Source organism: Kocuria sp. SL71, assembly GCF_026672465.1.
GTDB lineage: Bacteria > Actinomycetota > Actinomycetes > Actinomycetales > Micrococcaceae > Kocuria > Kocuria palustris.
Map to the genome: position 1 here is coordinate 2554563 of NZ_JAPPRE010000001.1, position 25037 is coordinate 2579599.

Genomic DNA, 25037 nt, shown 5'->3' on the forward strand with positions numbered 1-25037 from the left:
GCGCGTGCGGGGACATGGCCGCACCATGGTGCGCATGAGCGACTTCGACACCTCCGGGCGCGCCGCCCGACGAATCCCCGAGCCGACTCCGGCGCCTCCGCGCGGCATGGAGCTGCCGGAGCCCGTGGCGCGCATGCACCGCTGGGTGGAGACGCCGCTCGGGCGCATGGTCGTGGCTGTCGGCCCGCACGACGGCCGGCCTGCGATCACGGGATGCTGGTTCGAGGACCAGAAGCACTTCCCGGACGACGAGACCCTCGGCATGGAGGGTGATCATGCCCTGCTGAGCGAGGCGCAGGAGCAGCTCGAAGACTGGTACGCCGGTCGGCGACGCGGGTTCGATCTGCCGCTGGCCCTCGACGACCGCCCGCAGCCCCTGCGCCCGCGGGTGTGGAAGGCGCTGCAGGAGATCCCGTTCGGGACCACCACCACCTACGGCGCGCTGGCGCAGCAGCTCGGCAATCCCGGGATGGCCCAGGCGGTGGGACAGGGGGTGGGCCGGAATCCGTGGTCGGTGATCGTGCCGTGCCACCGGGTGCTCAGCTCTACAGGGGTGCTGACCGGCTATGCCGGCGGCATCGAGCGCAAGCAGGAGCTGCTGGAGATGGAATCCCGACGCACAGCGCGTTGACGGACCGGGGACCCGAGCGGCGACGTCCGACAGCGGCTGCGCCCGAGGGCGTAGAACAGCCCGATCCACGGGACGGGCCTATGTCGGGTCAGGAGGTCGGCCGCAGGTGGAGTTCCTCCGCGACGGCCGCGCGAACCGGCAGGTCAGTCCGCGCTGATCCGGTCGGAGCGCAGTGCGGCGTAGATGAGCTCCGTGCGCCATTCGCCCAGCTGCAGGTGCGATTCGCGCAGCTCCGCCTCCCTGCGCATGCCGATGCGCTCGCAGACCTTGATGGAGCTGTGGTTCAGCGCATCCAGGCGCGCGAACACGCGGTGGGCGTCCAATCGCTCGAAGCAGGCGTCGATCGCGGCGATCGCAGCCTCGCCTGCATAGCCTCTGCCTGCATGATCGGGGCTGACCACCCAGCCCATCTCGATCTGGCGCGACTCGGCGTCCACGAGCGTCAGCACGATCTCCCCGTAGAGCGCCTCCGAGTCGTCGTGCGCGCTGAAGGCATAGCGGATGGTGTCCCCGTCGTGGAGGAAGGCCCTCGGCCCGCGATGCTCGGCGATGACCCGCTCCGAGTGCTCCCACGAGCGAGGTCCGCGCCAGGCGTGCTGCGCGTAGTCCTCACGTGATTGGTAGGCGTGCATGGCCTCCAGATCCGACTCGCTGAAGCGGCGGAAGAAGAGGCGGTCCGTCTCCAGGGGCAGCAGGTCCTTCACGGGATCCATCGTATAGACGACCAAGGGCCGGCTGGCGTCCATCGCGGTGGAGAAGCCGAGTGGGCAGCGCGCAGCCGCGTGGCCCGGTGCAGGTGCGGGCGAATCGGCCGGCTGCGCGACGAAGACCGGGACTCGGCCCAGGTGAGGCCCGTCACTGCGGGCCTCACGGGTTTGCGGGCGTGCTCAGCGGTGTGTAATGTTCTTCTCTGTCGCCGCGAGCGGCCCGCCGGTTCGAACCGGTGCGGCGCAGCGGCAGGATCACCGATCCGGATGATCCTGCGTCGACACAACCATTGAACGGCTCGATCGAGCAGATCGCTTCGCCCTGCACTGCATGGGCGTGGGGGATCGGATCGAAGGAGCCGGGTTGTGAAGAGCGGGTGAAGCGAGTACGATGATCTGGCCGCACAACGGTGAACGAGAGATGAACGAAGGTTCGGGTCTCGTGAGCTGCGGCGGCTGAAGGACCTGATCTTCGCGGGCCTGGTGAAACGGGCTGGTTGATCGTCTGTTGTTTGAGAACTCGATAGTGTGCCAAATTGTCTGCTGATACCAGTTCAAGCAATTTTTTGTTTGGTTGGATCAGCTGATGCGTCAGTGCGTCTCGTTCCCGTGACGTGCTGGCGATCTTATTTTGATTCCAGCCAGGTATGGTTTTTCGTTTTTCAACGGAGAGTTTGATCCTGGCTCAGGACGAACGCTGGCGGCGTGCTTAACACATGCAAGTCGAACGCTGAAGCACCAGCTTGCTGGTGTGGATGAGTGGCGAACGGGTGAGTAATACGTGAGTAACCTGCCCTTGACTCTGGGATAAGCCCGGGAAACTGGGTCTAATACTGGATGCTACATGTCACCGCATGGTGGTGTGTGGAAAGGGTTTACTGGTCTTGGATGGGCTCACGGCCTATCAGCTTGTTGGTGAGGTAATGGCTCACCAAGGCGACGACGGGTAGCCGGCCTGAGAGGGTGACCGGCCACACTGGGACTGAGACACGGCCCAGACTCCTACGGGAGGCAGCAGTGGGGAATATTGCACAATGGGCGAAAGCCTGATGCAGCGACGCCGCGTGAGGGATGACGGCCTTCGGGTTGTAAACCTCTTTCAGCAGGGAAGAAGCCACAAGTGACGGTACCTGCAGAAGAAGCGCCGGCTAACTACGTGCCAGCAGCCGCGGTAATACGTAGGGCGCAAGCGTTGTCCGGAATTATTGGGCGTAAAGAGCTCGTAGGCGGTTTGTCGCGTCTGCTGTGAAAGCCCGGGGCTTAACCCCGGGTGTGCAGTGGGTACGGGCAGACTAGAGTGCAGTAGGGGAGACTGGAATTCCTGGTGTAGCGGTGGAATGCGCAGATATCAGGAGGAACACCGATGGCGAAGGCAGGTCTCTGGGCTGTTACTGACGCTGAGGAGCGAAAGCATGGGGAGCGAACAGGATTAGATACCCTGGTAGTCCATGCCGTAAACGTTGGGCACTAGGTGTGGGGGACATTCCACGTTCTCCGCGCCGTAGCTAACGCATTAAGTGCCCCGCCTGGGGAGTACGGCCGCAAGGCTAAAACTCAAAGGAATTGACGGGGGCCCGCACAAGCGGCGGAGCATGCGGATTAATTCGATGCAACGCGAAGAACCTTACCAAGGCTTGACATATACCGGATCGTTCCAGAGATGGTTCTTCCCCTTTGGGGTCGGTATACAGGTGGTGCATGGTTGTCGTCAGCTCGTGTCGTGAGATGTTGGGTTAAGTCCCGCAACGAGCGCAACCCTCGTTCCATGTTGCCAGCACGTGATGGTGGGGACTCATGGGAGACTGCCGGGGTCAACTCGGAGGAAGGTGGGGATGACGTCAAATCATCATGCCCCTTATGTCTTGGGCTTCACGCATGCTACAATGGCCGGTACAAAGGGTTGCGATACTGTGAGGTGGAGCTAATCCCAAAAAGCCGGTCTCAGTTCGGATTGAGGTCTGCAACTCGACCTCATGAAGTCGGAGTCGCTAGTAATCGCAGATCAGCAACGCTGCGGTGAATACGTTCCCGGGCCTTGTACACACCGCCCGTCAAGTCACGAAAGTCGGTAACACCCGAAGCCGGTGGCCCAACCCTTGTGGAGGGAGCCGTCGAAGGTGGGACTGGCGATTGGGACTAAGTCGTAACAAGGTAGCCGTACCGGAAGGTGCGGCTGGATCACCTCCTTTCTAAGGAGCTTCACTCTGGTCGCCGTGTGGCGGCCCGCCCGCGCACCGCTTACTTGGTGTGGGGGTTGTTTTGGTGAGACCCGCTGCACCTGGCCCGTTTCGAGGGCCCGGTGGTTGGGTTCGTGCTCATGGGTGGAATATCAGCGGACGAGGCAGCCGGTGCGACCTTCGGGTTGTGGTGGGTGTCTGATCACTGTCTGGTGTCTGCGTGCTTGCTTGGTGCGTGGGTGCTGTTGACGGTTGGTGGTTTGGTGCACTGTCGGGTCCTGGAACAACAGGCCCCGTCACCGTGGTCCTTGCCTTCGGGTGGGGGTGTGGTGGTTGGGTGTGTGTTCTGTGGCTTGCTTCAGGTAGCTGCGCACGGTGTGTGTGGTGAGGGGGGCGGCTGGTGTTGTTTGAGAACTGTATAGTGGACGCGAGCATCTTATTCTTTATGTGAGAATATTTTTGTGTGTCTGTTTGAAGATTACTAAGGGCGCACGGTGGATGCCTTGGCATCAGGAGCCGATGAAGGACGTGGCAATCTGCGATATGCCTCGGGGAGCCGATAAGCGGGCTGTGATCCGAGGATTTCCGAATGGGGAAACCCCGTCGTCTGTGAGGGCGATGACCTGTATCTGAATACATAGGGTGCAGGGGGGAACGCGGGGAAGTGAAACATCTCAGTACCCGCAGGAAGAGAAAACAACAGTGATTCCGTGAGTAGTGGCGAGCGAAAGCGGAAGTGGCTAAACCGTCTGTGTGTGATACCCGGCAGGGGTTGCATGGGCGGGGTTGTGGGAGCATCAGTGCCCGGTCTGCCGGCTGGGTCGTGTGAGTGCAGCGTGATAGTCGAATCATCTTGAGTGGTGTGCCGTAGAGGGTGTGAGTCCCGTAGACGAAATCATTGCTGCCGCGCGTGGTGTTTCCCGAGTAGCACGGAGCCCGTGAAACTTCGTGTGAATCTGCCAGGACCACCTGGTAAGCCTGAATACTACCTGATGACCGATAGCGGACCAGTACCGTGAGGGAAAGGTGAAAAGCACCCCGGGAGGGGAGTGAAATAGTACCTGAAACCGTGTGCCTACAAGCCGTCGGAGCCTTTTGGGGTGACGGCGTGCCTTTTGAAGAATGAGCCTGCGAGTTAGTGTCATGTCGCGAGGTTAACCCGTGTGGGGTAGTCGTAGCGAAAGCGAGTCTGAAGAGGGCGTTGAGTGGCGTGATCTAGACCCGAAGCGAAGTGATCTACCCATGGCCAGGTTGAAGCGCGTGTAAGAGCGCGTGGAGGACCGAACCCACTTCAGTTGAAAATGGAGGGGATGAGCTGTGGGTAGGGGTGAAAGGCCAATCAAACTTCGTGATAGCTGGTTCTCCCCGAAATGCATTTAGGTGCAGCGTCGTGTGTTTCTTGCCAGAGGTAGAGCTACTGGATGGCTGATGGGCCCCAACGGGTTACTGACGTCAACCAAACTCCGAATGCTGGTAAGTGAGAGCACGGCAGTGAGACTGTGGGGGATAAGCTTCATAGTCGAAAGGGAAACAGCCCAGACCACCGACTAAGGCCCCTAAGCGTGTGCTAAGTGGGAAAGGATGTGGAGTTGCTCAGACAACCAGGAGGTTGGCTTAGAAGCAGCCATCCTTGAAAGAGTGCGTAATAGCTCACTGGTCAAGTGATTCCGCGCCGATAATGTAGCGGGGCTCAAGTACACCGCCGAAGTCGTGGCAATGCACATTTCCGCACACCGATCCTGTCAGGGCTTTTGGGTTCTGGTGGGGTGCTGTGTGGTGACTGTAATGGTTTTGTGTGTGTTGGGTAGGGGAGCGTCGAGCGGGTGGTGAAGCTGCCGGGTGACCGAGTGGTGGAGCCTGTTCGAGTGAGAATGCAGGCATGAGTAGCGAATGACGGGTGAGAAACCCGTCCGCCGAATGATCAAGGGTTCCGGGGTCAAGCTAATCTGCCCCGGGTGAGTCGGGACCTAAGGCGAGGCCGACAGGCGTAGTCGATGGACAACGGGTTGATATTCCCGTACCGGCGAAGAACCGCCCATACTGAACTGGGGATACTAACCACCGGTTCCACCCGTTTCTCATGCGCCACTTTGTGGTGTGTGGTTGTGGTGGGATGCGTGGGACCTGATCCAGGGAGGTAAGCGTGTTAACAGGTGTGACGCAGGAAGGTAGCCGAGCCAGGCGATGGTAGTCCTGGTCTAAGCGTGTAGGGCGAGTCATTGGTAAATCCGTGGCTCATATAGCTTGAGACGTGATGGGACCCCTTTGGTGGGGGATTCGGTGATCCTATGCTGCCGAGAAAAGCATCGACGTGAGGTTCTAGCCGCCCGTACCCTAAACCGACACAGGTGATCAGGTAGAGAATACTAAGGCGTTCGAGAGAATCATGGTTAAGGAACTCGGCAAAATGCCCCCGTAACTTCGGGAGAAGGGGGGCCCGGACCCTGATATGCCCTTGCGGTGTGGAGGGGGTAAGGGTCGCAGAGACCAGGGGGAAGCGACTGTTTATCAAAAACACAGGTCCGTGCGAAGTCGTAAGACGATGTATACGGACTGACTCCTGCCCGGTGCTGGAAGGTTAAGAGGACCTGTTAGACGCAAGTCGAAGCGGAGAATTTAAGCCCCAGTAAACGGCGGTGGTAACTATAACCATCCTAAGGTAGCGAAATTCCTTGTCGGGTAAGTTCCGACCTGCACGAATGGAGTAACGACTTCCCCGCTGTCTCAACCATGAACTCGGCGAAATTGCAGTACGAGTAAAGATGCTCGTTACGCGCAGCAGGACGGAAAGACCCCGAGACCTTTACTATAGTTTGGTATTGGTGTTCGGTGCGGCTTGTGTAGGATAGGTGGGAGACTGTGAAGCGGACACGCCAGTGTTCGTGGAGTCGTTGTTGAAATACCACTCTGGTCGCTCTGGATATCTAACTTCGGCCCGTGATCCGGGTCAGGGACAGTGCCTGATGGGTAGTTTAACTGGGGCGGTTGCCTCCTAAAGAGTAACGGAGGCGCCCAAAGGTTCCCTCAGCCTGGTTGGCAATCAGGTGTTGAGTGCAAGTGCACAAGGGAGCTTGACTGTGAGAGTGACGGCTCGAGCAGGGACGAAAGTCGGGACTAGTGATCCGGCGGTACATTGTGGAATGGCCGTCGCTCAACGGATAAAAGGTACCTCGGGGATAACAGGCTGATCTTGCCCAAGAGTCCATATCGACGGCATGGTTTGGCACCTCGATGTCGGCTCGTCGCATCCTGGGGCTGGAGTTGGTCCCAAGGGTTGGGCTGTTCGCCCATTAAAGCGGCACGCGAGCTGGGTTCAGAACGTCGTGAGACAGTTCGGTCCCTATCCGCTGCGCGCGTTGGAAATTTGAGAAGGTCTGTCCTTAGTACGAGAGGACCGGGACGGACGAACCTCTGGTATGTCAGTTGTACCGCCAGGTGCATGGCTGATTGGCTACGTTCGGGAGAGATAACCGCTGAAAGCATCTAAGCGGGAAGCTTGCTTCGAGATGAGATTTCCTTCCTCCTTTGTGGGGGTGAGGCTCCCAGGAGACTACTGGGTTGATAGGCTGGATGTGGTAGCGAGGACTGACGACTCGTGGAGCTGACCAGTACTAATAAGCCGATGATCTTCACACACACAACATGTCTTGCAGCCCCGTTTGGGGTGTGAATAGCAGCGTGTTTCGCGTCCACTGTACGGTTTTGGAACAACACCGTCCCACAACCATCTGGTTCCCGTTGGCGGGGTTGGTGGTGGTGGGTGGTAGGTTCGTGAACAGGTTTCCACGCGCACTGCGGTGTGTGGTGGTGGCAGCTTTGCGGTGGTTATAGCGTGAGGGAAACGCCCGGTCCCATCCCGAACCCGGAAGCTAAGGCTCACAGCGCCGATGGTACTGCACTCTGATGGGTGTGGGAGAGTAGGTCGCCGCCGCAATTATTTGTACGGAGAGAGGCTGATCGCTGACTCCTTGTCTTCACCGTGAGGGTGAGGATGGGTCGAGTCGCGGTCGGCCTCTTTTCGCGTACCCAGATGCTTTTTGCCCCCTCCTGCTGAGTGGATACCTGATTGCGCTATGAGGGCCTTTAGCGCAATGGGGGATCCACTCGGCCAACGGGGCTCTTCCGCCCCGCGCCGAGTGGATAGTTGATTGCGCTGTTGGGGCTCTCAACGCAACTGGGCGTCCACTCTCGCGCGCTGGCAGGGGAGCGAACGGAGCGGGGAGGCGGTGGGAGGGATCGGGGCATGGAGCTTGCTCAGCAGCGTGAGCTTGTGCTCAGCGGCCGTATGTACGACGACCTGACGCCCGAACTGCTGGCCGCGAGGGAGACAGCAGTGGTCGCTGCCGCGGCGTACAACGACAGCTTCGGCAGACACGCGGAGGAGCGCCTGCGACTGCTGTGCCTCTTGCGTGGGGCACGCAGGCCGCAATGTGCACTTCGAGCCGACGCTGCGCGTGGAGTTCGGCTTCAACATCTCTGCGGGCGATGACTTCTACGTCAACTTTGACTGCGTGATGCTCGACGGCGGAGGGATCACCATGGCGATGGGGCGGTCATCGGATCGGGCAGCGTGGTCACCTCGGACGTGCCGGCTCGCAGCGTGGCCGCGGGCGTCCCTGCGCGAGTGCTCCGGGAGATCACCGACAGGGACCGCACCGGCTGGCCGAGCTGATGTCGGGGATCCTTCAGCTCAGTCGAGCTGGCTCAGGAAGCTCACGAGGGCGTCCGTGAACTCCTGAGGCGTCTCCATGGGCGGAGTATGCCCGGCACCGGGGATGGTCACCAGGCGGCCCTGGGGGAGGGCCTCCGCCATGCGCTGGCCGGCCCCGTTGTCGAAGGCGTCGTCCTCTCCGACGATCACCAGGCTCTGGAGCTGCAGCGCAGGCAGCAGCTGCCTGAAGTCCTGACGCGACGCACGCCCGCGCATGGAGGCCGCAGAGCCCTCGGCGGGGGCTGCGGCGATCATGGCTCGCACGGCTTCGGCGGTCTCCGGCTTCTGCTCGATGGTCTGAGGCGAGACCATCACGCTCAGGACCTTCTCGGCATAGGCGTCCATGCCGTCAGCGAGGATGGCGTCGGCGCCCACATGGCGGCGTCGTCGTCCGGCGCGGTCCTCCGCCTCCGGAACGGTGTCGCAGATGACCAGCCCGCGAAGATAGTCCGCGTGGTCGTGGGCGAACTGCATGGCGATCTGCCCGGCCATCGAGAATCCGAGCACGACGGCGGTCTCCACGCCCAGCTCATCCAGCAGCAGGACCAGGTCGTTCGAGAACTCCTCGGTGGAGACGATGCCCTCGGTCACCGCCGAGTCGCCGAATCCGCGCAGGTCCGGTGCGATGACCCGCCAGCCGGCCTCGACGAGCGCGGGGACCTGGGCGTTCCACATGGAACGGTCGTAGGCGTGTCCGTGCAGCAGGACGATGACCGGTCCGCTGCCCTGATCCGTGAAGGCGATGACGGTGTCGTCGATCTCGATGCTGCGCTCCTGTGAGCTCATGATGCGGCCTCCTGCGGCTTTGCGCGTCGGTGCTGGAGCGTGCGGTCCTCGACGGGCCGGCGCTTCTTGTGGTCCTGTCTCCAGCCTATGCAGGACCAGGGCGGGGCTGCTGTGCTGTCGGTGGACACGGATAGCCTCGGGCACATCGAAGCGAGACCGGTCTGGGGCCGGAGCGGCAGGCCGTGGACTGCGTCCGGAGGGGCGCGTCCAGGAGTCCGCGGGCAGGGAGGTGGAGCGGGTGAGCAGGGTGAGTCGGCTCAGGGGCCCCGGAGGTCCGGAGCTGTTCGATCTGCCGCGGGAGGCTCGAGAGGTCGCACCCGGAGCCGTTCATGTCCCGGACTGGCTCAGCCCGCAGGAGCAGGCCGAGCTCGTGGCGCAGTGCCGAGGGTGGTCGCGAGGCGATCACCGCATGCGCCACTACACGACCTCCACCGGCGGAGTGATGTCCGTGCAGTCCACGGTGCTGGGCCGCACCTGGGAGCTGCCGTGGGCCCCGACGATCTCATCGCCCGAGAGGGGAGCGGCGGCTGGGGAGCCGAAGTCCCCGCGGCCGGCCTCCGGTGACCGCCGTGCCGCGGCGGAGGGCAGCACCCCTGACGATGAAGCCGCCGTGGGACAGCGGCTGCCCGAGGCGCTGTGGCATCTCGGTCGTCGTGGGGTCGCTGCGGCGTACGGGGAAGAGGCTCCGGAGGCCTCGTCGTTCGAGCCGACCACCGCGCTCGTGAACTACTACGACGCATCGGCGCGGATGGGACAGCATCAGGACCTTGATGAAGCGGGCCCGGAGCCGATCGTGTCTCTCTCCCTCGGGGACTCCTGCATCTTCCGCCTGGGCAATACGGAATCCCGCGGCCGGCCCTACCAGGACATCGTGCTGCGCAGCGGAGACCTCTTCGTCTTCGGGCGGCAGTCGCGGTGGGCCTTCCATGGGGTGCCGGCCATCCGCCCGGGAACGGGCGACCCGGCGCTCGGGTTGCGTCACGGCGGTCGGCTGAACATCACGATCCGATCCAACGTGCCCGGAAAGCCGGGGCGCGGGCCTCAGGTGCAGCGCAAGCGAGCGATGGCCGCCGATGCCACCGGCGGCGATAGACGCTGACCGGCGATCGTCGGAGGCAGACAAGGGAGCAGCAGATGGAGATCGAGACCCCACCGCACAGCGTCCGGGCCGAGCCCGGGACCGAGGCGTTCACGGACGGCTACCGGCTGCTGGCCGAGGAGCTGGCTTCGGGCGTGGCCGTCGTGGCTGCGCGGCACCGGCGGCGGGACCACGCCGTGACCGTCACGGGCTGGCTCGACATCTCCTACGATCCGCCCACCATGGCTGTGAGCCTGTTCGATGAGGCACGGATCTGCGAAGCCGTCGAGTCCTCGCCCACGTGGACGCTGAGCGTCCTCCGCCGGGAGCAGGAGCCGACCGCGACCTGGCTGGCCTCGCCGGGCAACCCCGTCGACGGTCTGCTGGACGGGGTGGGCTTCCGCCGCTCGCCCGTGGGCGGCGCCGCCGTGCTGGATGGGGCACTGGCATGGTTCGAGCTCGAGACGCGGCAGATCCACCCGGCCGCCACGCACATGCTCGTCGTCGGCCGAGTCGTGGCCATGGGGCGGGGCGGTGAGCAGGGCGCCTCCACCAGTCAGGGCCAGGCCGGTCCCCTGGTCCACTGGGGCAGAGGGTTCCACGGGCTGAACAGCTGAGGCGGCGCGCGGCCTGCGCTGCGCCTTGCCATGCACCGAGGAATCTTCGGACGGCAGGCCCGTGTTGTGCTTTGTGAAGCACGCGAACCGCCGGGCCCCGCACTTGTGCAAGTCTGAGACGAATGCTGGGTCAGCAGGGCTGATCCGGGGAGCCTCAGCGCTCCTGCCGCGGGGAGCCCAGCGAGCGGGACCGCGCCCGTCGTCTGCGAAGAGGCCACGCCAGGGGCATATCGCAGGAGTAAGGAGTCAGATGTCGCAGCAGGACAGCGTCAGCACCGTGCAGGAGGGGCGGGAGGCCGAGGAGCGCACCGAGCAGCTCGCGGACTTCGTGGTGCCCCCGTCGCGGCTCGAGGACACCACGAGCCTCAAGGGTGAATTCGGAGCGATCTTCGGCAGTCACCCGGCAGGCGTGGCGGTGATCACGGCGGAGGGGCCCGACGGCCCGGTGGGACTCACCGCATCGTCGCTGTCCTCGGTCTCCGCCGATCCGCCCATCATCGGCTTCTCGCTGCAGGCCCGTCGCGGCTCCGCGGCCCTCGTCGCCGAGGCGGACACGCTGCTCGTGCATCTGCTGGACTCCTCCAACGTCGCGATCGCCCGTGCCTTCGCGACCCACGGTGCGCCGCGCTTCGGCGACGCCATGAACTGGCGGCAGCTTCCGACCGGGGAGCCGCTGCTCACGGACGTCGGCCGCGTGATGCGCGTGGAGCCCCTGGCCCGCATCAAGGCCGGCCCGGCCCTGGTCTTCAACTGCGGCGTGCTCGAGATCCTCGGGTCCGAGCCTGCCGGGGCCCCGCTGGTCTATCACCAGCGTCAGTTCCACAGCCTGTCGGAGTCCACGGTCGCCGAGTACCAGATCTGAGCATCTGCCCAGGTCAGAGAGCCTCGCCGCAGTAGCAGGGCTCAACCCGCTCCAGATGGTTGACATGTCACGCCAGGTGCGCGTAGGTTGGGTGACATATCAACCAGCTGGTTGCGGAAGCCCGCACCGGCGGACCGACGCGCAGCGGCACAGCCGTTGCTGACAGGAGGAATCCCATGAGCACTCTCGATCGCCTCACCCCCGGCACCTGGACCTTCGACCCCGCCCACTCGGAGGTCGGCTTCGTGGTCCGCCACGCCGGCATCTCCAAGGTCCGCGGCTCGTTCCACGATGTCACCGCAGATTTCGTCGTCGCCGAGCAGGTCGAGGACTCCAGCATCGACGCCGTCATCAAGACCGCCTCGATCGACACCGGCGACGAGAGCCGCGACGCCCACCTGCGCACCGCCGACTTCTTCGACGTCGAGAACAAGCCGGAGATCACCTTCCACTCCACGAGCATCCAGCTCGGCGGCGGGGAGGGCACCATCACCGGCGAGCTCACGATCAACGGCGTGACCCGCACGGTCGAGCTCGACACTGAGTTCAACGGCGTGGTCGTGGACGCCTTCGAGACCACCCGCGCCGGCTTCGAGGCCACCACCACGATCTCCCGCAAGGACTTCGGGCTGACCTGGAACGCGGCCATCGAGGCCGGCGGCGTCCTGGTCTCCGACAAGGTCGTGCTCAACCTGGACGTGGCCTTCACCGCTCCCCAGGCCTGAGACCCGCCGCGCCGTCTGTCTGCCCCCCTCCCGGCGGACGCAGGCTGCGCAGCGCGCAAGGACGAAGCGCCCGTCACCGGATCCCTCCGGTGACGGGCGCTTCGTCGTCTGCGGCAGCTCCCGAGGGGCGCGGTCGGCTCAGCGCAGGGAGGAGGCGATCCACCCGATCAGCGGGATCGCGACGACCAGCAGCAGGACGAGGCGACGCACGCGGACCTCGAACAGCGCAGCGCCGCGGGAGGAGCTGCGGGCCTCCTTGGCGATCTCGTCCTTGAGGGGCTCGGGCTCGCGGTCGTCTTCGGGGCCGCCCTGCGACGGCTGCTGCGGGGTCAACGCCACCTCGTGGTCATCAGCAGCCCGACCATCATCAGACCGATGCCGATGCCCACATTCCAGTACCCGATGCCCGGGATGGGGTAGCTGAAGTCGAGCAGATACCACAGGATGAGCCAGGCCAGACCGATGACGATCAGACCGAACATGATCACCTGGTACCAGACGGGAGTCGGATCGGCGTCCGGGGCGGTGGCGCGCGAGGAGACCTTGATCTCCTCGGCGAGCTCCTCGGCATCGCGCTCGTCATCGGGCTCCTCGCCCGAGCTGATGCGGGCGTCCCGAGCAGCGGCCGCGGCGCGCTGGTCGCGCTCCCAGCGTCGCCGCTGGGCCTCCGGCAGGGCCTCGACGGCCAGGCGGGTGAGCTCCTCGTCCACGGCGGCCGTGGACGAGGTCGAGCCGGCAGCCTTCGAGGCCGCGGAGGACCCCGAGCGGAACCGGCGCTTCTTGGACTGGGACACGGATGCAACCTCCTGCTGTGGTGGCCCTGGCCGCAGCGGGTCGCCCCGCGAAGCGGCCCCGTCATGGATTTCGACCAGGCCGAGAACCCGCCCATACTATCGGCAGCGCTCTGAAGCGCCGCCTGTGCGCCTCCTCAGCGTCTGGGATGCTCCCCACTTCCGCACCCCCCCGGTCGCCGCGGCGAGCGACGTCCCCCGAGGGAACATCGTGAGCACAGTCGCGCAGCCGCATGCGCCTCGACGACCTGCCTCCAGCATCGCAGCCGTGATCTCCGTGATCGGCGAGGGCTACTCGCGGCCGGTGATCGAGGGGACGACCTCAGAGGTGCTCGACACCTTCGGCCTGGGCCACTACCCGGGCACGGCCATGCCTGGCGACGAGGGCAATTTCGCGGTGGCTGGGCACCGGCAGACCAACGGCGCGGTGCTGGATCACATCGACGCCCTCACGGAGGGCGAGCGCATCCACGTGCGCACCGCTGACGGCTACTACACGTACCTGTACTCCGAGACGCTGATCGTGCTGCCCACCCAGACCGACGTGATCGCCCCCGTTCCGGGCGAGCCCGGTGAGCCGGCCGACGGCGGCTGCAGGACGCTGACCAGCTGCAATCCGCGCTTCGGGGACACCGAGCGCATCATCGTCCACGCGCAGCTGGAGTCGTGGCGCCCGAACTCCGCCGGGCCGCCCCCGAGATCGCCGACGTCGTCCAGCGCGACGCCGACGGACAATGAGACAGGAGAGCTCATGTACGCCTGGATCTTCTGCCGCCTGCCCGGCCCCTTGGCGGTCAAGGCGATGCTCACCGTCCTCCTGATCGCGCTGGTAGTGCTCGCGCTGATGCAGTACGTCTTCCCCTGGGTGCAGGAGGAGTTCTCGCCGCTGCAGGGCGAGATCACCATGGACACCTCGTCCGCGTCGCAGCAGTAGCCTGGACGCCAGAGCATCCGCAGCCCTCAGGAGGTCGCCGTGACCGTGAAAATCCTCGTCGTCGACAACTACGACAGCTTCGTCTACACCCTCGTGGGGTACCTCCAGCAGCTGGGGGCGCAGACCACCGTGGTGCGCAACGACGATCTCAGCGAGACCGAGATCGCGCAGCTGGCGGATCAGCACGACGGCGTCCTGCTCTCTCCCGGGCCCGGCACCCCTGCGGAGGCCGGGGTGTGCGCCTCCCTGGTCCGACGCGCGGAGCGCACCGGCCAGCCCCTGTTCGGGGTGTGCCTGGGACACCAGTCGCTCGGCCAGGTCTTCGGCGGGACCGTCGGGCACTCGGAGCAGCTCATGCACGGCAAGACCTCCGAGGTCAGCCACGAGGACGACGGCATCTTCGCAGGCGTCCCGTCGCCCTTCATCGCGACCCGCTACCACTCGCTGTCGGTCTCCGCGCAGGACGTCCCCGAGGTCCTGCGGGTCACCGCCTGGACCGAGGACGGGCACATCATGGGCCTGTCTCACCGCAGTGCCCCCATCCATGGAGTGCAGTTCCATCCGGAGTCCGTGCTCACCGAGGGCGGGCATCTCATGCTCGGCAACTGGCTCGAGATGTGCGGCCTCTCCGGCGCCGCCGAGAAGGCGGCGGATCTCTCCCCGCTGCTGGCGCGCTGAGCGCGGACTCGGACGGCGCAGACAGCGAAGCGGCCCCGGTCAGATCTGACCGGGGCCGCTTCGCTGTCTGCGCTCAGGCTTCCGAGGGGCTCGAGGCGGCGCTGCCGGCCTCCTCGGCACGGGCTGCGGAGTCCTCCGCCGAGCCGCTGGAAGCGGAGCCGGAGCCGCGGCTGGAGCCGCCGGAGCCGGAGGAGCCCCCCGGAGCCGGACGAACCGCCCGAAGCGGAGGAGCCGCCCGAACCGGAGCTGCTCGAGCTGCTGGGCCGGTCCGCCGTCGGAGCGGGGGAGCTGGGCTCCTGAGTCGGCTCCTCCGTGGGCTCCTCGGTCGGCTCTTCGGTGGCGTCCTCCGTGGGGTCCTGAGTCGGCTCCTCCGTGGGCTCCTCGGAGGTCGGCTCCGAGGTGGGCTCGTCGCTGCCGTCGTCCTCAGGGGTGGTGGGCTGCGGAGCCGGGGGTGCGGCCGCCACGGTGATCGTGATGGTGCTGCCCTGCGTGACGTCCTGGCCGCCCTCCACCGACTGCCGGATGACGGTGCCGGCCGCATACTCCGAGGTCCGCTCCTCGGCCACCGAGGTGCCGAGCTGGGTGTCATCGGCGCCGAGCCGATCCGCGGCCTCGGACTGCGTCATGCCCAGGACGTCCGGGACGGTGACGCGACCGGTGGAGAGGATGAGTCCCACGGACGAGTCGCGGGGGACCTCCGAGCCTCCCTCCGGATCGGTGGCCACGACCATGTCCGCGGGGACGGTCGGGGAGTTGCGGGTCTGCGTCTCCTCGGCGGCCTCGAGGCCGGCGGCGGAGATCATCTCGCGGGCGTAGCTCTCCGACTGGCCCTCGAGATCCGAGGGGACCGTCACGGCCTCGCTGCCCTGGGACACGGTGATCGTGACCGAGGAGCCCTCGTCCACCTCCGTCCCCTCGCCGGGATCGACGGAGATCACGTGGTCGCGCTCGACGTCGGAGCTGAGCTCCTCCTCGGTGTCGACCACTAATCCGGCGTCCTCGAGCTGGTTCTGCGCGTCATCGGCCTCGAGTCCCACGACATCCGGGACGTCGACCTGCTCCGGACCGCGGTTGAGCCACAGGAACGCGGCGACGGCCGCGGCCGCCAGCAGCAGGAGCAAGGGGATCAGCCAGACCAGGGGGCTGCGGCGCTTGCGGTCCCGGTCCGAGGCCGGGGTGCGACCGCCGCGCGGGGCATCGGATCGAAGCCCGACCCGCCGCCGCCCGCCGCGGAGGCGGTGCTCGGGTCATCGGCGGACGGCGTGATCGTGAAGACGGGGGCGGCCTGCCCAGCCTGACCCTGGGAGGAGCCGCCGGCCGCTGCCGCACCGGCTGCAGCGCCGCCCGCCGCGCCGAGACCGGCCGCTGCGGCCGGGGTGACGGCCGTGTGCGGACCGTCTGCGGGCTCGCCGGCGCCGTCGGCGGCGGCTCCGGTCGCGGCGATCGGACGGGTCATGGTCGTGGCGTCGATCCGTGCGGGCTCGCGCAGCTCGACGACGGCGCGGCGCATCTCCTCGGCGGACTGGAAGCGGGAGTCGCGCGGCTTGGCCAGCGCCTGGAGCATGAACGTGTCGAACTGCGGGTGCAGCTGAGGCGCCAGGCTCGAGGGCTGGGGAGGGGCGTCGCGGACGTGCTGGGCCGCGATGTCCACCGAGGCCTCGCCCACGAACGGCGCCCGGCCGGTGAGCATCTCGAAGAACACGCAGGCCGCGGAGTAGAGATCGGAGCGGGCATCGACGTTCTCGCCGCGAGCCTGCTCCGGGGAGAGGTACTGGGCGGTGCCCAGCACGGCCTGGGTCTGGGTGAGCGCGGCTTGGGTGTCCTCGACGGCGCGGGCGATGCCGAAGTCCATGACCTTGACCCGGTCGTCCGGGGTGATGATCACGTTCGCGGGCTTGATATCGCGGTGGACGATGCCCGAGCGGTGGCTGTAGGCCAGGGCATCGAGTATGCCCTCCATGGCATTCACGGCGTCCTCGGTGCTGAGCCGATCCTCGCGGATCAGCTGTCGAAGCGTCTGGCCCGGCACGTACTCCATGACGATGTACGGGCAGGCGATGTCCGAGGGGACGTCCGGCGGGATCTCGCCGGTGTCGTACACCGAGGTGATCGTGTGGTGGTTCAGCCCGGCGACCGCCTGCGCCTCCCGCTGGAACCGCTCCTGGAAGGAGTCGTCGCGGGCGAGCTCGGGCTTGAGCACCTTGATGGCCACGTCGCGCCCGAGCCTCCGGTCGGAGGCCTTGTAGACGGTCGCCATGCCGCCGCGTCCGATGGTCTCCTTGACCTCGTAGCGGTTGTTGATCAGCTCGGGAATGGGGGACTGCTCCATGATCAGCCTTCCACGGGCAGGGACTGCTCGGCGCCGGGGGAGGCGTCGGCCGAAACTGCTGCGTTCTGTTCGGTGTCGAGCGCGTCGGGGCTGGGGCCCTGCTCCGACGCGGCACGGGTCTGGGAGGTCCCGGCGGATGCCGCGGAGGTCTGGTCATCGGCGCTGCCCGCGACGGTCAGGGCGACCGAGGAGCCGACCTCGACCTCCTGGCCCTCGGCGGGGTCCGAGCTGACGACGTCGCCGTCGTCCTGCGCGTCGGACTCCTCGTAGTAGATGTCCACGTTCACGCCCAGGGCAGTGATGTCATCGGCGGCGTCCTGCGCCGGGCGACCGGTCAGGTCATCGGGCAGGGTGGCCATCTCCGGGCCGCTCGAGTGCGTCACGGTCACGGTGTCCCCGGGGTTCAGGGTGCCGGCCGGCGAGACGGCGAGCACCTCGCCCTCGGGGCGGCTGCTGCTGGCCTGGCCGACCTGCTCCACGTTCAGCCCCCGGCTCGTCAGATCGGCCACGACGTCGTCGACGTCCAGCCCGATCAGGTCCTGGGCGACGACCTCGACGCTCCCGCCCCCGGCCCCGCTCGAGGCGCCGGCGGTCGAGACGGTCCCCTCCGGGGTCCTCGAGTCGTCGCCCCCGCTGCCCAGGACGAGCATGACGGCCAGCCCGATCACCACGAGAGTCAGGACGATGACGGCGCCGATGAGCATGGGCGCGGTCCTCGAGCCGCCGCCTTCGGCCTTCGAGGACCCGGAGCCGCCGCTCGAGGAGCCGCCGCTCGAGGAGCTGCGCGGGGCCGCCGGGTTGCCCGTGCGATCGGGGCCCGAGGGCGCGGGGGTCACGGGGTCGACGGTGTCGAAGGCCGCGGTGGAATCGTCGGCGGAATCCTCCTGGGCGCGCTCGCCCGCAGCGGCGGAGCTCGCGGGCCTGGCGTCGGCTCCTGTGGGGCCGGAGACCTCTCCGTTCAGGAAGGGGCGCATGCCCGGAACGGCCACGACGGCGGCCTCGAGGTCGTCTCGTCGGATCGCGTCCACCGCGCTGGCCACCGCACCGGCCGTGTACGGGCGGTCCGCCGGGTCCTTGGCGAGCATGGACATGATCAGCGCGCGCGGCCCCGGCGGGACATCCTTGGGCAGCGGCGGGGGCGGGTCGTTGACCTGCGCCAGGGCGATCGCGATCTGCGAATCGCCGGTGAACGGGCGCTTTCCGGCCAGGCACTCGTAGCCGATGATGCCCAGCGAGTAGATGTCCGAGGAGCCGGTGGCGGTCTGACCGGTGGCCTGCTCGGGAGCCAGGTACTGGGCGGTGCCCATGACCTGGCCCGTGGCCGTCAGCGGGACCTGATCGGCCACGCGGGCGATCCCGAAGTCGGTGACCTTCACGCGCTTCTCCGGCGTGATCATCAGGTTGCCGGGCTTGACGTCGCGGTGCACGAGACCCTGCGCGTGCGCGGCGGCCAGCGCCCGGGCCGTCTGCCCGATGTAGTTCAGGACATCGTCCACGGGCAGGCGGCGGTCGCGGTCGATCAGGTTCGACAGCGGCTCACCCGGGACCAGCTCCATGACGAGGTAGGCGGAGCCGTCGTCCTCGCCGTAGTCGTAGACGTTGGCCACACCCGGGTGATTGAGCAGCGCGGTATGCCGAGCCTCGGCGCGGAAGCGCTGGAGGAAGCTCGGATCGCCGTTGTACTCCTCCTTGAGGATCTTCACCGCGACGATGCGGCCCAGGACCTGGTCCTTCGCCTTCCACACCTCGCCCATGCCGCCGATCGCGATCCGATCGGTCAGGGCGTACCGGCCGCCGAGGACAGTCTTCTTGGAGGGCCTCATCGGGTGAGCACCTCCTCGAACATGCGCTGTGCAGTGGGGGACGTCAGCGTGGAGGCCGTGGTGGTGTCCACGTCCTCGAACACGACGGCGATCGCGATCTCCGGATCATCCGCGGGCGCGAAGCCGGTGAACCAGGAGTCCGTGAGGCCCGTCTCGGAGCCGATCTCCGCGGTGCCGGTCTTGCCCGCCACCGAGTGGCCGGGCACCGCGGCGCCGCGGGCGATTCCATTGTCCACGTCGGAGACCATCAGATCCTCCAGGGTGTCAGCGACATCCGCAGAGGTCGCCTGGTTCAGCTCTTCGGGCTCGAAGTCCTGGATCACCGACAGGTCCGAGGAGCGGACCTGGTCCACGAGCTGGGGCTTCATCAGGACGCCGTCGTTGCCGAGGGCCGCCGAGATCATGGCGACCTGCATGGGGGTTGAGCGGACGTCGTACTGCCCGATCGAGGCCATGGCGAGCTCGGCGTCGGTCATGCCCTCCGGGAAGCTGGACGGCGTCACGGACATGGGGATGTCGAGGTCCTGGCCGTAGCCGAAGTTCTCCGCGGTCTGGGCGATCCGGTCCTCGCCGAGGTCCATGGCGACCTGGGCGAACGGCACGTTGCAGGAGTTCTCGAGGGCGAACTGCAGGTCGGCCACGTCGCGAGCATCGCACGGGCCGCCGCGGTAGTTCGGCAGGGTGATGCTCGTGCCGGGCAGCTCGAGCTCCTGGGGGTTCGGGATCTCGGTGTCGGTCGTGTACTCGCCGGACTCCAGGGCCGCGACGGTGTCGATCAGCTTGAACGTGGAGGCCGGGGCGTAGAGATCGCCGCCGATCGTGCGATTGACCAGAGGCTGGGCCGGATCGCTGCTGTAGGCCTCCGATGCGGCCATCACGGACTCGGTGTCGTGCGAGGACATCTTGTTGGGGTCGAACCCCGGTGAGGACGCCATGGCCAGGATCCGGCCGGTGTCAGGCTCGATCGCCACGATGGCGCCCTGGCGGCCCTGGAGCGAATCGTGGGCGATCTGCTGCAGCTCGGGATCCAGCGTGGTCTCGACCGAGGCGCCCGTCTGCTGCTCGCCGGACAGCGTGGACATCACCCGGTTGTAGAACTGGTCGTCCGAGGAGCCGGAGAGCTCATCGCCCATCTCCTGCTCGAGCGCCGTGGCGCCGTAGACGGGGGAGAAGTACCCGGTGACCTCGGAGTAGAGATCGCCCTGCGGGTATTCCCGGGCGAAGGCGTAGTCGCCCTCGGTGGGCACCGAGCGGGCGATCTCCTCGCCGCCTGCCAGGATCGAGCCGCGGTCCCTGCCGAACTGCTCGTACAGGGTGCGGGTGTTCCAGGGGTCGGCTGCGAGCGAGCGCTGCTGGAAGAACATGATGGACGTCAGGGCCAGCAGCAGCACCGCGAACATGGCGACGGCTGCCATCCACACGTGACGGATCGAGCGGTTCACGGCCTGCCTCCTCTGGTGTCCTGCGGGCTCTGGTGCTGGGCTGACCCGCCGGAGCGGCGGGGCCGCAGGTCTGCGGCCGGGTCGGGGGTGCGGATCTCGGTGGGCTCGTCGTCCGCATCAGCTGCTGCGGAGCGGGAGCCGCGGGCCAGCGGGACGACCTCGGTCTCCTCGGAGCTGGCCTCGGGGGCCAGCTCGCGAGCTCGGCCGGAGCCGCCTCGGCTCTGCGTCCCGGGCAGGCCCGAAGCTCGCCGAGCGGCCGAGCCTGCGGGGGCCTCTTCCTCAGGATCGTCGTCGGAGCGCTCCTCGCGACGCGCGCGACGGCGCTCGGCGCGCTCGAGGCGAGCGGCCTCCTCCGCCTTGGCCCGCTCGGCCTCCTCCTGCTCGTGGGCCTCGAACTCGGCGATCTCCTCGTCACTGGCCGGGCCGTACACGATCGGGCGGCGAGCGGAATGCGAGATCGCGAGCAGCAGCGCCACGATGATCCAGTTCGAGAGCATCGAGGAGCCGCCTGCCGACATGAACGGAGTGGTCAGGCCCGTCAGGGGGATCACGCGGGTCACGCCGCCGACGACGACGAACAGCTGGATGACCATGATCGAGGCCATGCCGGCGGCGAGCAGCTTGCCGAACGTGTCCGGGGTGCCCAGCGAGGCCCGGTAGCCGCGCGAGGCCAGCAGGAAGAACAGGATGAGGATCGCGGACACGCCGATGAGCCCGAGCTCCTCGCCGAAGGCCGTGATGATCATGTCCGAATTGGCATAGGAGACCAGATCGGGTCGGCCCTGGCCCCAGCCCTGGCCGAACAGCCCGCCGGAGGCCAGGCCGAACAGGCCCTGCACGATCTGGCGCGAGCCGCCGACGGGGGCGTCGTAGATCTCCGGATCGAAGGCGTGGATCCAGGAGTCGAGACGGGCCGCGACGTGGCCGAAGGTCTGAGAGGCCACGAAGCCCCCGGCGGCCACGAAGATCAGCCCCAGGATGATCCAGCTCAGGCGGCCGGTGGCGAGGTAGAGCATGGCCACGAACAGGCCGAAGAACAGGATCGCGGTGCCGAGGTCGCGCTGCAGCACGAGCACCCCGATGGCCACGAGCCACGCGGCGAACAGGGGCGCGAGATCCCGGAAGCGCGGCAGATGCAGGGGACCGATCTTGGGCCCGGCCAGCAGGATGACGTCGCGGTTCGTGGACAGGTAGCCCGCGAAGAAGATCGCCAGGGTGATCTTGGCGATCTCGCCGGGCTGGAAGGTCCGCCCGCCGATGGAGATCCAGATCCGTGCTCCGTTGATCTCGGTGCCGAGCCCGGGCAGCAGCGGCAGGATCAGCAGCAGGGCGGAGGCCACCAGCGAGATGTAGGTCACCTTGCGAAGCGCCCGGTGGTCCCTGAGCAGCAGGAGCACCGCGGCAGCGGCGGCCACGCCCACGCCCGTCCACAGCAGCTGGCTGCCTGCGGCGTCCGAGTCCATCAGCAGGTCGATCCGGTGGATCATCGCCAGGCCGAGGCCGTTGAGGGTCACGACGATCGGCAGGATGTACGGATCCGCGTACGGGGCGCGGATCCACAGGATGACATGCACGAGCAGGGAGCCGCCGCCCAGCACGATCGCGGTGCGCAGCACATGCCCGCTGTCCTCGGCGAAGCGCTCAGGGTCCACGAGGAAGTTGGCCCCGACGGCCAGGGCGAGCGCGAGCAGCAGCAGCACGAGCTCGGTCACGCGTCTGCGGCGCTGGATCGGCTCCCGCGAGGCGGTGCCGAGTGCGGGGACGGCGGCCTGGGTCGACATCAGCCCTCCCCTCCCTCATCGGCGCTTCTGGAGGACTCGGGGTAGTTCACGGTGCCGGTGGAGCCGGGCGAGGGCTCGCGGCTGGCCGAGTCCTGCGCCTCGTCCTCGGCCTCCTGGCGCTCGCGGTCGGAGCGCGCGGCGTCCGAGCGCAGCCCGAGCACGATGCTCTCGGCGTGGCCGAGGTCATCGGCGGCGATCGTGTCCTCGACTCGCGAGCGGGCGTAGCCGGGGAGGTCGTCGACCGCCAGGTCCGTGGACTGCTGGACCTCGGAGAGCTGGATGGGCCCGAGGCTCTGGTCCACCCCCTGGTAGATCGCGACGTTGTCGCCGTCGGAGCCGACGAAGTACTGCCCCCGGGTCCATGCATAGGCCAGCGCCCCGGCAACGACGAGCGCGGCGACCACGAGGATCGCCACGACGCTGCCGATGATCCGGCCGCGCCGGTGCGAGCTGCGGGTCTGCAGGGCAGAGTCGACCTCGGAGATGTCCGTGAGGGAGTCCGCGGCGGAGGTCCGCACGAGGGTCGCACGACGTGCGGCCGCGGAGCCGCTCACGGTGGGGATGCGGCCGGTCTGCGTGGCGTTGGCCGCTGCACCCACCAGGACATGCGGCAGCTCGTCGAGACCGCGGCGCAGCTCGGCCGCGCTGGTGTCCTGCGGCTCCTGGGGCTGCTCCTGCGCGGACGCCGCCCACGGTGCCGGCGCCGTGACGGCCTCGGGCTCCTGCGCGGGAGCGGAGGCGCGGGCCCGTTCGGTGAGCTGATCGGAGGTCAGGGCCTCGTCCGGATCCGGCAGCGCGCCGGTCAGGTCGGTGTCAGCGGACTCGAGGTCGGCGGCGTCGACGACCTCGAGCACGACCACCGTGACGTTGTCCGGGGCGCCGCGCTTGAGGGTCGCGCGCACCAGGGTCTGGGCGATCTCGTCGAGCTCGGCGTCCGAGCGCAGCAGCGACTCGATCGCCGCGGGCTTCATGACCGCGTTGAGCCCGTCGGAGCACAGCAGCCAGCGCTCGCCGACGACGGCGTCGTAGACCTCGGCCTCGAGCTCGGGCGAGGCGTCGACATCGCCGAGGACGCGCATCAGGACGTTGCGATGCGGGTGGGTCTCGGCCTCCTCCGGGCGCAGGCGGCCCTCCTCGATGAGGCGCTGCACGAAGGTGTGGTCGGTGGTGATCTGCTCGAAGGCGTCGCCGCGCAGGCGGTAGGCGCGGGAATCGCCGATGTGGCACAGGGCGATCTGATCGCCGTCGATGAGCAGCGAGGTCACGGTGGTGCCCATGCCGGCCAGGCGCGGCTGCTGGCGCACCAGCTCCGCGAGGTTCTGGTTGGCGTTCTGGATCTCGTCGGCGAGCTCGGTCACGGCGTGGCCGCCGAAGCCGCCGCGGTCCAGATGCGTCAGGTCGATCACGGCCGATGCCGAGGCGACGTCACCGCCGACGTGCCCGCCCATGCCGTCGGCGACGACGGCGAGATGACGACCCGCGTAGGCGGAGTCGTCGTTCTTGGAGCGGATCCTGCCCACATCCGAGCGGGCGGCGAAGCGGAAGGCGAGGGCCATGGGTCAGGACCTCAGTTCCAGCACGGACTTGCCCACGCGGAAGGGGCGGCCGGCGTCGACGGGGACGGCGCGGGTCAGGCGCTGCTCGTCGATGTAGGTGCCGTTGGTCGAGCCCAGATCCTCCAGGAACCAGCGCGAGCCCTGCGGGAACAGGCGGGCGTGGCGGCCGGAGGCGTAGTCGTCCTCCAGGGGGATGTCGCACTCGGAGGAGCGGCCCATGGTCACGGGGGCGCTGCCGAGCTGGTGCGTCCGCCCGCCGGTGGGGCCCTGGAGGACCACGAGGGTGCTGGGGAGATGACGGGGCGCAGGCCCGGCCGCAGCGGGTGCTGGGGTGGCGCCGCGCCGCTGCTGCCCGCTGCGCGCGGAGGACCTGCGGCGGCGCCGGTCCACGGAGAGGTCGCGGCCCTGCGTGAGGACCACGGCCAGGATCATCACCCACAGCAGTGCCAGGAACCCGAAGCGCAGCAGCGTGACGGTCAGCTCAGACATTCTTCCGATTCCTCCTGGGGGCGACGAGCCGGAAGACGATGCGGGTGCGGCCCATCTCGATGACCGCGCCGTTGACGAGCTCGGTGCGTCCGCGCAGGCGCTGGCCGTCCACCAAGGAGCCGTTGGTCGAGCCGAGGTCCACGGCGAGCCAGTGCTCCCCCTCGCGGCGGATCTCCAGATGCTGGCGCGAGACCCCGGTGTCCTCGACGGTGATGTCCGCGCCGGAGGAGCGGCCCAGGATGATCGAGTCGGCCTCCACGCTCAGGCGCTGGCCGTCGATGTCCAGCACCGGCACCCAGTTCTCAGGCGTGCGGTGCGGAGTCCCGGCGGGCCGTGCGGGACGAGGAGCCTCACGAGCGGCTGACGGGCTCGGGGCGGCGTCCTCGGTGCTCGTGCGGCGGGCCGAGGAGATGATCTCGAAGCTGCCGCGCTCGATCTCCGGATTGCGGGTGAACGAGACGCGGACGGAGCCCTGCAGCGTGTAGGCCTGCGAGCGGGCGTGCTTGATGACGACCTCGCACAGCTCCTCCGCCAGCGGGGTGCCCCATTCCTGGGCGCGGGGGAAGTCCTCGTCCGAGAACTCGACGATGAAGTCGTTGGGCGCCATGGTGCGCCCGGCCGAGATCGTGAACGAGTGCTCGTCGAGCTCGCGACGCAGCGCGCTGGCGATCTCCACTGCTTCGATGCGTCGCCGCGATCCTGTGGAGAACGCGGTGCGCACGGCCTTCTCGATGCCGCGTTCGAGGTTGTCGAGGAATCCCATGCGCCTCCTTCCACGGGGCTCGGGTGATGCAGGGCGGTCTAGCCCGGCAGGGTGCGAGCATGGTCTCAAGATAGTAGATGGTGCTGACGGAGACGCACCGAGGACTGCCGGGATGCAGATTCAGTCACATGAGGATGAGTGCCCGGTGGAGTGCACA

The 25037-nt window shown here is 67.3% G+C and carries 20 protein-coding genes, 3 rRNA genes and 2 pseudogenes; 12 read left to right on the forward strand and 13 right to left on the reverse strand.

The genetic code is table 11. From position 1 onward, the window contains the following. Positions 1–34: 34 nt before the first annotated feature. Positions 35–631: a methylated-DNA--[protein]-cysteine S-methyltransferase gene (locus tag OVA15_RS11605; protein WP_235044781.1), complete on the forward strand. Its 597-nt coding sequence runs from the start codon at positions 35–37 to the stop codon at positions 629–631. A 143-nt stretch (positions 632–774) separates the two neighbouring features. Here OVA15_RS11605 and OVA15_RS11610 read toward each other — a convergent pair whose 3' ends face one another. Both OVA15_RS11610 and OVA15_RS11615 read right to left on the reverse strand, forming a co-directional pair. Then, positions 775–1359 carry a GNAT family N-acetyltransferase gene (locus OVA15_RS11610; protein ID WP_268145119.1) on the reverse strand — a complete coding sequence of 195 codons (585 nt, stop codon included), beginning with the start codon at positions 1357–1359 and terminating at the stop codon, positions 775–777. A 139-nt stretch (positions 1360–1498) separates the two neighbouring features. Beyond that, positions 1499–1900 (reverse strand): hypothetical protein, encoded by a 402-nt coding sequence (locus OVA15_RS11615; RefSeq protein WP_268145121.1) that lies wholly within the window; start codon positions 1898–1900, stop codon positions 1499–1501. A gap of 100 nt (positions 1901–2000) precedes the next feature. Here OVA15_RS11615 and OVA15_RS11620 point away from each other — a divergent pair. The 5 genes and pseudogenes from OVA15_RS11620 to OVA15_RS13480 form a co-directional block, all read left to right on the forward strand. Next, a 16S ribosomal RNA gene (locus tag OVA15_RS11620) occupies positions 2001–3527 on the forward strand. 459 nt (positions 3528–3986) lie between these two features. Beyond that, positions 3987–7150, forward strand: a 23S ribosomal RNA gene (locus tag OVA15_RS11625). Positions 7151–7332: 182 nt separating this feature from the next. Next, positions 7333–7449 (forward strand): 5S ribosomal RNA (gene rrf / locus OVA15_RS11630). The 16S, 23S and 5S rRNA genes sit together here, the layout of an rRNA operon. 351 nt (positions 7450–7800) lie before the next feature. Then, complete coding sequence (locus tag OVA15_RS13475; protein WP_375544794.1) at positions 7801–8004, forward strand: maltose acetyltransferase domain-containing protein; 204 nt, start codon at positions 7801–7803, stop codon at positions 8002–8004. Positions 8005–8055: 51 nt separating this feature from the next. Beyond that, positions 8056–8187, forward strand: a pseudogene (locus OVA15_RS13480) (sugar O-acetyltransferase); the annotation flags it as partial. A gap of 18 nt (positions 8188–8205) precedes the next feature. Here the strand turns inward: OVA15_RS13480 and OVA15_RS11635 are convergent. Beyond that, entirely contained in the window at positions 8206–9012 is an 807-nt protein-coding gene (locus OVA15_RS11635; RefSeq protein WP_053446750.1) for an alpha/beta fold hydrolase, read from the reverse strand. A 238-nt stretch (positions 9013–9250) separates the two neighbouring features. On the opposite strand from OVA15_RS11635, the gene OVA15_RS11640 reads away from it, so the two are divergent. The 4 genes from OVA15_RS11640 (at position 9251) to OVA15_RS11655 (ending at position 12294) form a co-directional block, all read left to right on the forward strand. Then, complete coding sequence (locus OVA15_RS11640) at positions 9251–10111, forward strand: alpha-ketoglutarate-dependent dioxygenase AlkB (RefSeq protein ID WP_311200180.1); 861 nt, start codon at positions 9251–9253, stop codon at positions 10109–10111. A gap of 35 nt (positions 10112–10146) precedes the next feature. After that, positions 10147–10707: a flavin reductase family protein gene (locus OVA15_RS11645; protein WP_006215676.1), complete on the forward strand. Its 561-nt coding sequence runs from the start codon at positions 10147–10149 to the stop codon at positions 10705–10707. 250 nt (positions 10708–10957) lie between these two features. After that, a complete protein-coding gene (locus tag OVA15_RS11650; RefSeq protein ID WP_006215677.1) occupies positions 10958–11569 on the forward strand; it encodes a flavin reductase family protein in 612 nt (203 codons plus the stop codon). 176 nt (positions 11570–11745) lie between these two features. Next, on the forward strand, positions 11746–12294 hold the full coding sequence (locus OVA15_RS11655) for a YceI family protein (RefSeq protein WP_006215678.1): 549 nt from the start codon (positions 11746–11748) through the stop codon (positions 12292–12294). Positions 12295–12432: 138 nt separating this feature from the next. Here the strand turns inward: OVA15_RS11655 and OVA15_RS11660 are convergent, their stop codons facing one another. Continuing rightward, positions 12433–12627: a hypothetical protein gene (locus OVA15_RS11660; RefSeq protein ID WP_024289305.1), complete on the reverse strand. Its 195-nt coding sequence runs from the start codon at positions 12625–12627 to the stop codon at positions 12433–12435. Next, positions 12624–13088, reverse strand: coding sequence for a cell division protein CrgA (locus tag OVA15_RS11665; protein ID WP_235444552.1), 465 nt, complete (start codon positions 13086–13088; stop codon positions 12624–12626). Before OVA15_RS11665 ends, OVA15_RS11660 begins: the two co-directional genes overlap by 4 nt. Positions 13089–13353: 265 nt before the next feature. Here OVA15_RS11665 and OVA15_RS13485 point away from each other — a divergent pair, with 265 nt between their 5' ends. Together OVA15_RS13485 and OVA15_RS11675 are read left to right on the forward strand one after the other, a co-directional pair. Next, positions 13354–14019, forward strand: coding sequence for a sortase (locus OVA15_RS13485; protein ID WP_053446752.1), 666 nt, complete (start codon positions 13354–13356; stop codon positions 14017–14019). A 39-nt stretch (positions 14020–14058) separates the two neighbouring features. Next, positions 14059–14697, forward strand: a complete 639-nt coding sequence (locus OVA15_RS11675) for an aminodeoxychorismate/anthranilate synthase component II (RefSeq protein ID WP_006215683.1) — start codon at positions 14059–14061, stop codon at positions 14695–14697. Between the two features lie 470 nt (positions 14698–15167). Here the strand turns inward: OVA15_RS11675 and OVA15_RS11680 are convergent. From OVA15_RS11680 to OVA15_RS11715, 8 genes and pseudogenes are all read right to left on the reverse strand, one after another. Beyond that, positions 15168–15818, reverse strand: a pseudogene (locus OVA15_RS11680) (PASTA domain-containing protein); the annotation flags it as partial. Between the two features lie 5 nt (positions 15819–15823). After that, positions 15824–17026 carry a protein kinase domain-containing protein gene (locus tag OVA15_RS11685; protein WP_268145127.1) on the reverse strand — a complete coding sequence of 401 codons (1203 nt, stop codon included), beginning with the start codon at positions 17024–17026 and terminating at the stop codon, positions 15824–15826. A gap of 2 nt (positions 17027–17028) precedes the next feature. Then, positions 17029–18849 carry a protein kinase domain-containing protein gene (locus OVA15_RS11690; protein WP_268145129.1) on the reverse strand — a complete coding sequence of 607 codons (1821 nt, stop codon included), beginning with the start codon at positions 18847–18849 and terminating at the stop codon, positions 17029–17031. Further along, a complete protein-coding gene (locus tag OVA15_RS11695; RefSeq protein ID WP_006215686.1) occupies positions 18846–20291 on the reverse strand; it encodes a peptidoglycan D,D-transpeptidase FtsI family protein in 1446 nt (481 codons plus the stop codon). The genes OVA15_RS11690 and OVA15_RS11695 overlap by 4 nt, the downstream gene beginning before the upstream one ends. Continuing rightward, positions 20288–22072: an FtsW/RodA/SpoVE family cell cycle protein gene (locus OVA15_RS11700; protein ID WP_251715497.1), complete on the reverse strand. Its 1785-nt coding sequence runs from the start codon at positions 22070–22072 to the stop codon at positions 20288–20290. The genes OVA15_RS11695 and OVA15_RS11700 overlap by 4 nt, the downstream gene beginning before the upstream one ends. Continuing rightward, positions 22072–23628, reverse strand: a complete 1557-nt coding sequence (locus tag OVA15_RS11705; protein ID WP_024289298.1) for a PP2C family protein-serine/threonine phosphatase — start codon at positions 23626–23628, stop codon at positions 22072–22074. Before OVA15_RS11705 ends, OVA15_RS11700 begins: the two co-directional genes overlap by 1 nt. A 3-nt stretch (positions 23629–23631) precedes the next feature. After that, positions 23632–24117: an FHA domain-containing protein FhaB/FipA gene (locus tag OVA15_RS11710; protein ID WP_268145133.1), complete on the reverse strand. Its 486-nt coding sequence runs from the start codon at positions 24115–24117 to the stop codon at positions 23632–23634. Then, positions 24110–24880 (reverse strand): FhaA domain-containing protein, encoded by a 771-nt coding sequence (locus OVA15_RS11715; RefSeq protein WP_006213724.1) that lies wholly within the window; start codon positions 24878–24880, stop codon positions 24110–24112. The genes OVA15_RS11710 and OVA15_RS11715 overlap by 8 nt, the downstream gene beginning before the upstream one ends. Positions 24881–25037: the final 157 nt, after the last annotated feature.

Bases quoted from the DNA above. Each gene is read 5' to 3' on its own strand.
- OVA15_RS11605 (WP_235044781.1), top strand. From the start codon at position 35: ATGAGCGACTTCGACACCTCCGGGCGCGCCGCCCGACGAATCCCCGAG.
- OVA15_RS13475 (WP_375544794.1), top strand. From the start codon at position 7,801: ATGTACGACGACCTGACGCCCGAACTGCTGGCCGCGAGGGAGACAGCA.
- OVA15_RS11635 (WP_053446750.1), bottom strand. From the start codon at position 9,012: ATGAGCTCACAGGAGCGCAGCATCGAGATCGACGACACCGTCATCGCC.
- OVA15_RS11645 (WP_006215676.1), top strand. From the start codon at position 10,147: ATGGAGATCGAGACCCCACCGCACAGCGTCCGGGCCGAGCCCGGGACC.
- OVA15_RS11650 (WP_006215677.1), top strand. From the start codon at position 10,958: ATGTCGCAGCAGGACAGCGTCAGCACCGTGCAGGAGGGGCGGGAGGCC.
- OVA15_RS11655 (WP_006215678.1), top strand. From the start codon at position 11,746: ATGAGCACTCTCGATCGCCTCACCCCCGGCACCTGGACCTTCGACCCC.
- OVA15_RS11685 (WP_268145127.1), bottom strand. From the start codon at position 17,026: ATGGAGCAGTCCCCCATTCCCGAGCTGATCAACAACCGCTACGAGGTC.
- OVA15_RS11690 (WP_268145129.1), bottom strand. From the start codon at position 18,849: ATGAGGCCCTCCAAGAAGACTGTCCTCGGCGGCCGGTACGCCCTGACC.
- OVA15_RS11700 (WP_251715497.1), bottom strand. From the start codon at position 22,072: ATGTCGACCCAGGCCGCCGTCCCCGCACTCGGCACCGCCTCGCGGGAG.
- OVA15_RS11705 (WP_024289298.1), bottom strand. From the start codon at position 23,628: ATGGCCCTCGCCTTCCGCTTCGCCGCCCGCTCGGATGTGGGCAGGATC.
- OVA15_RS11710 (WP_268145133.1), bottom strand. From the start codon at position 24,117: ATGTCTGAGCTGACCGTCACGCTGCTGCGCTTCGGGTTCCTGGCACTG.
- OVA15_RS11715 (WP_006213724.1), bottom strand. From the start codon at position 24,880: ATGGGATTCCTCGACAACCTCGAACGCGGCATCGAGAAGGCCGTGCGC.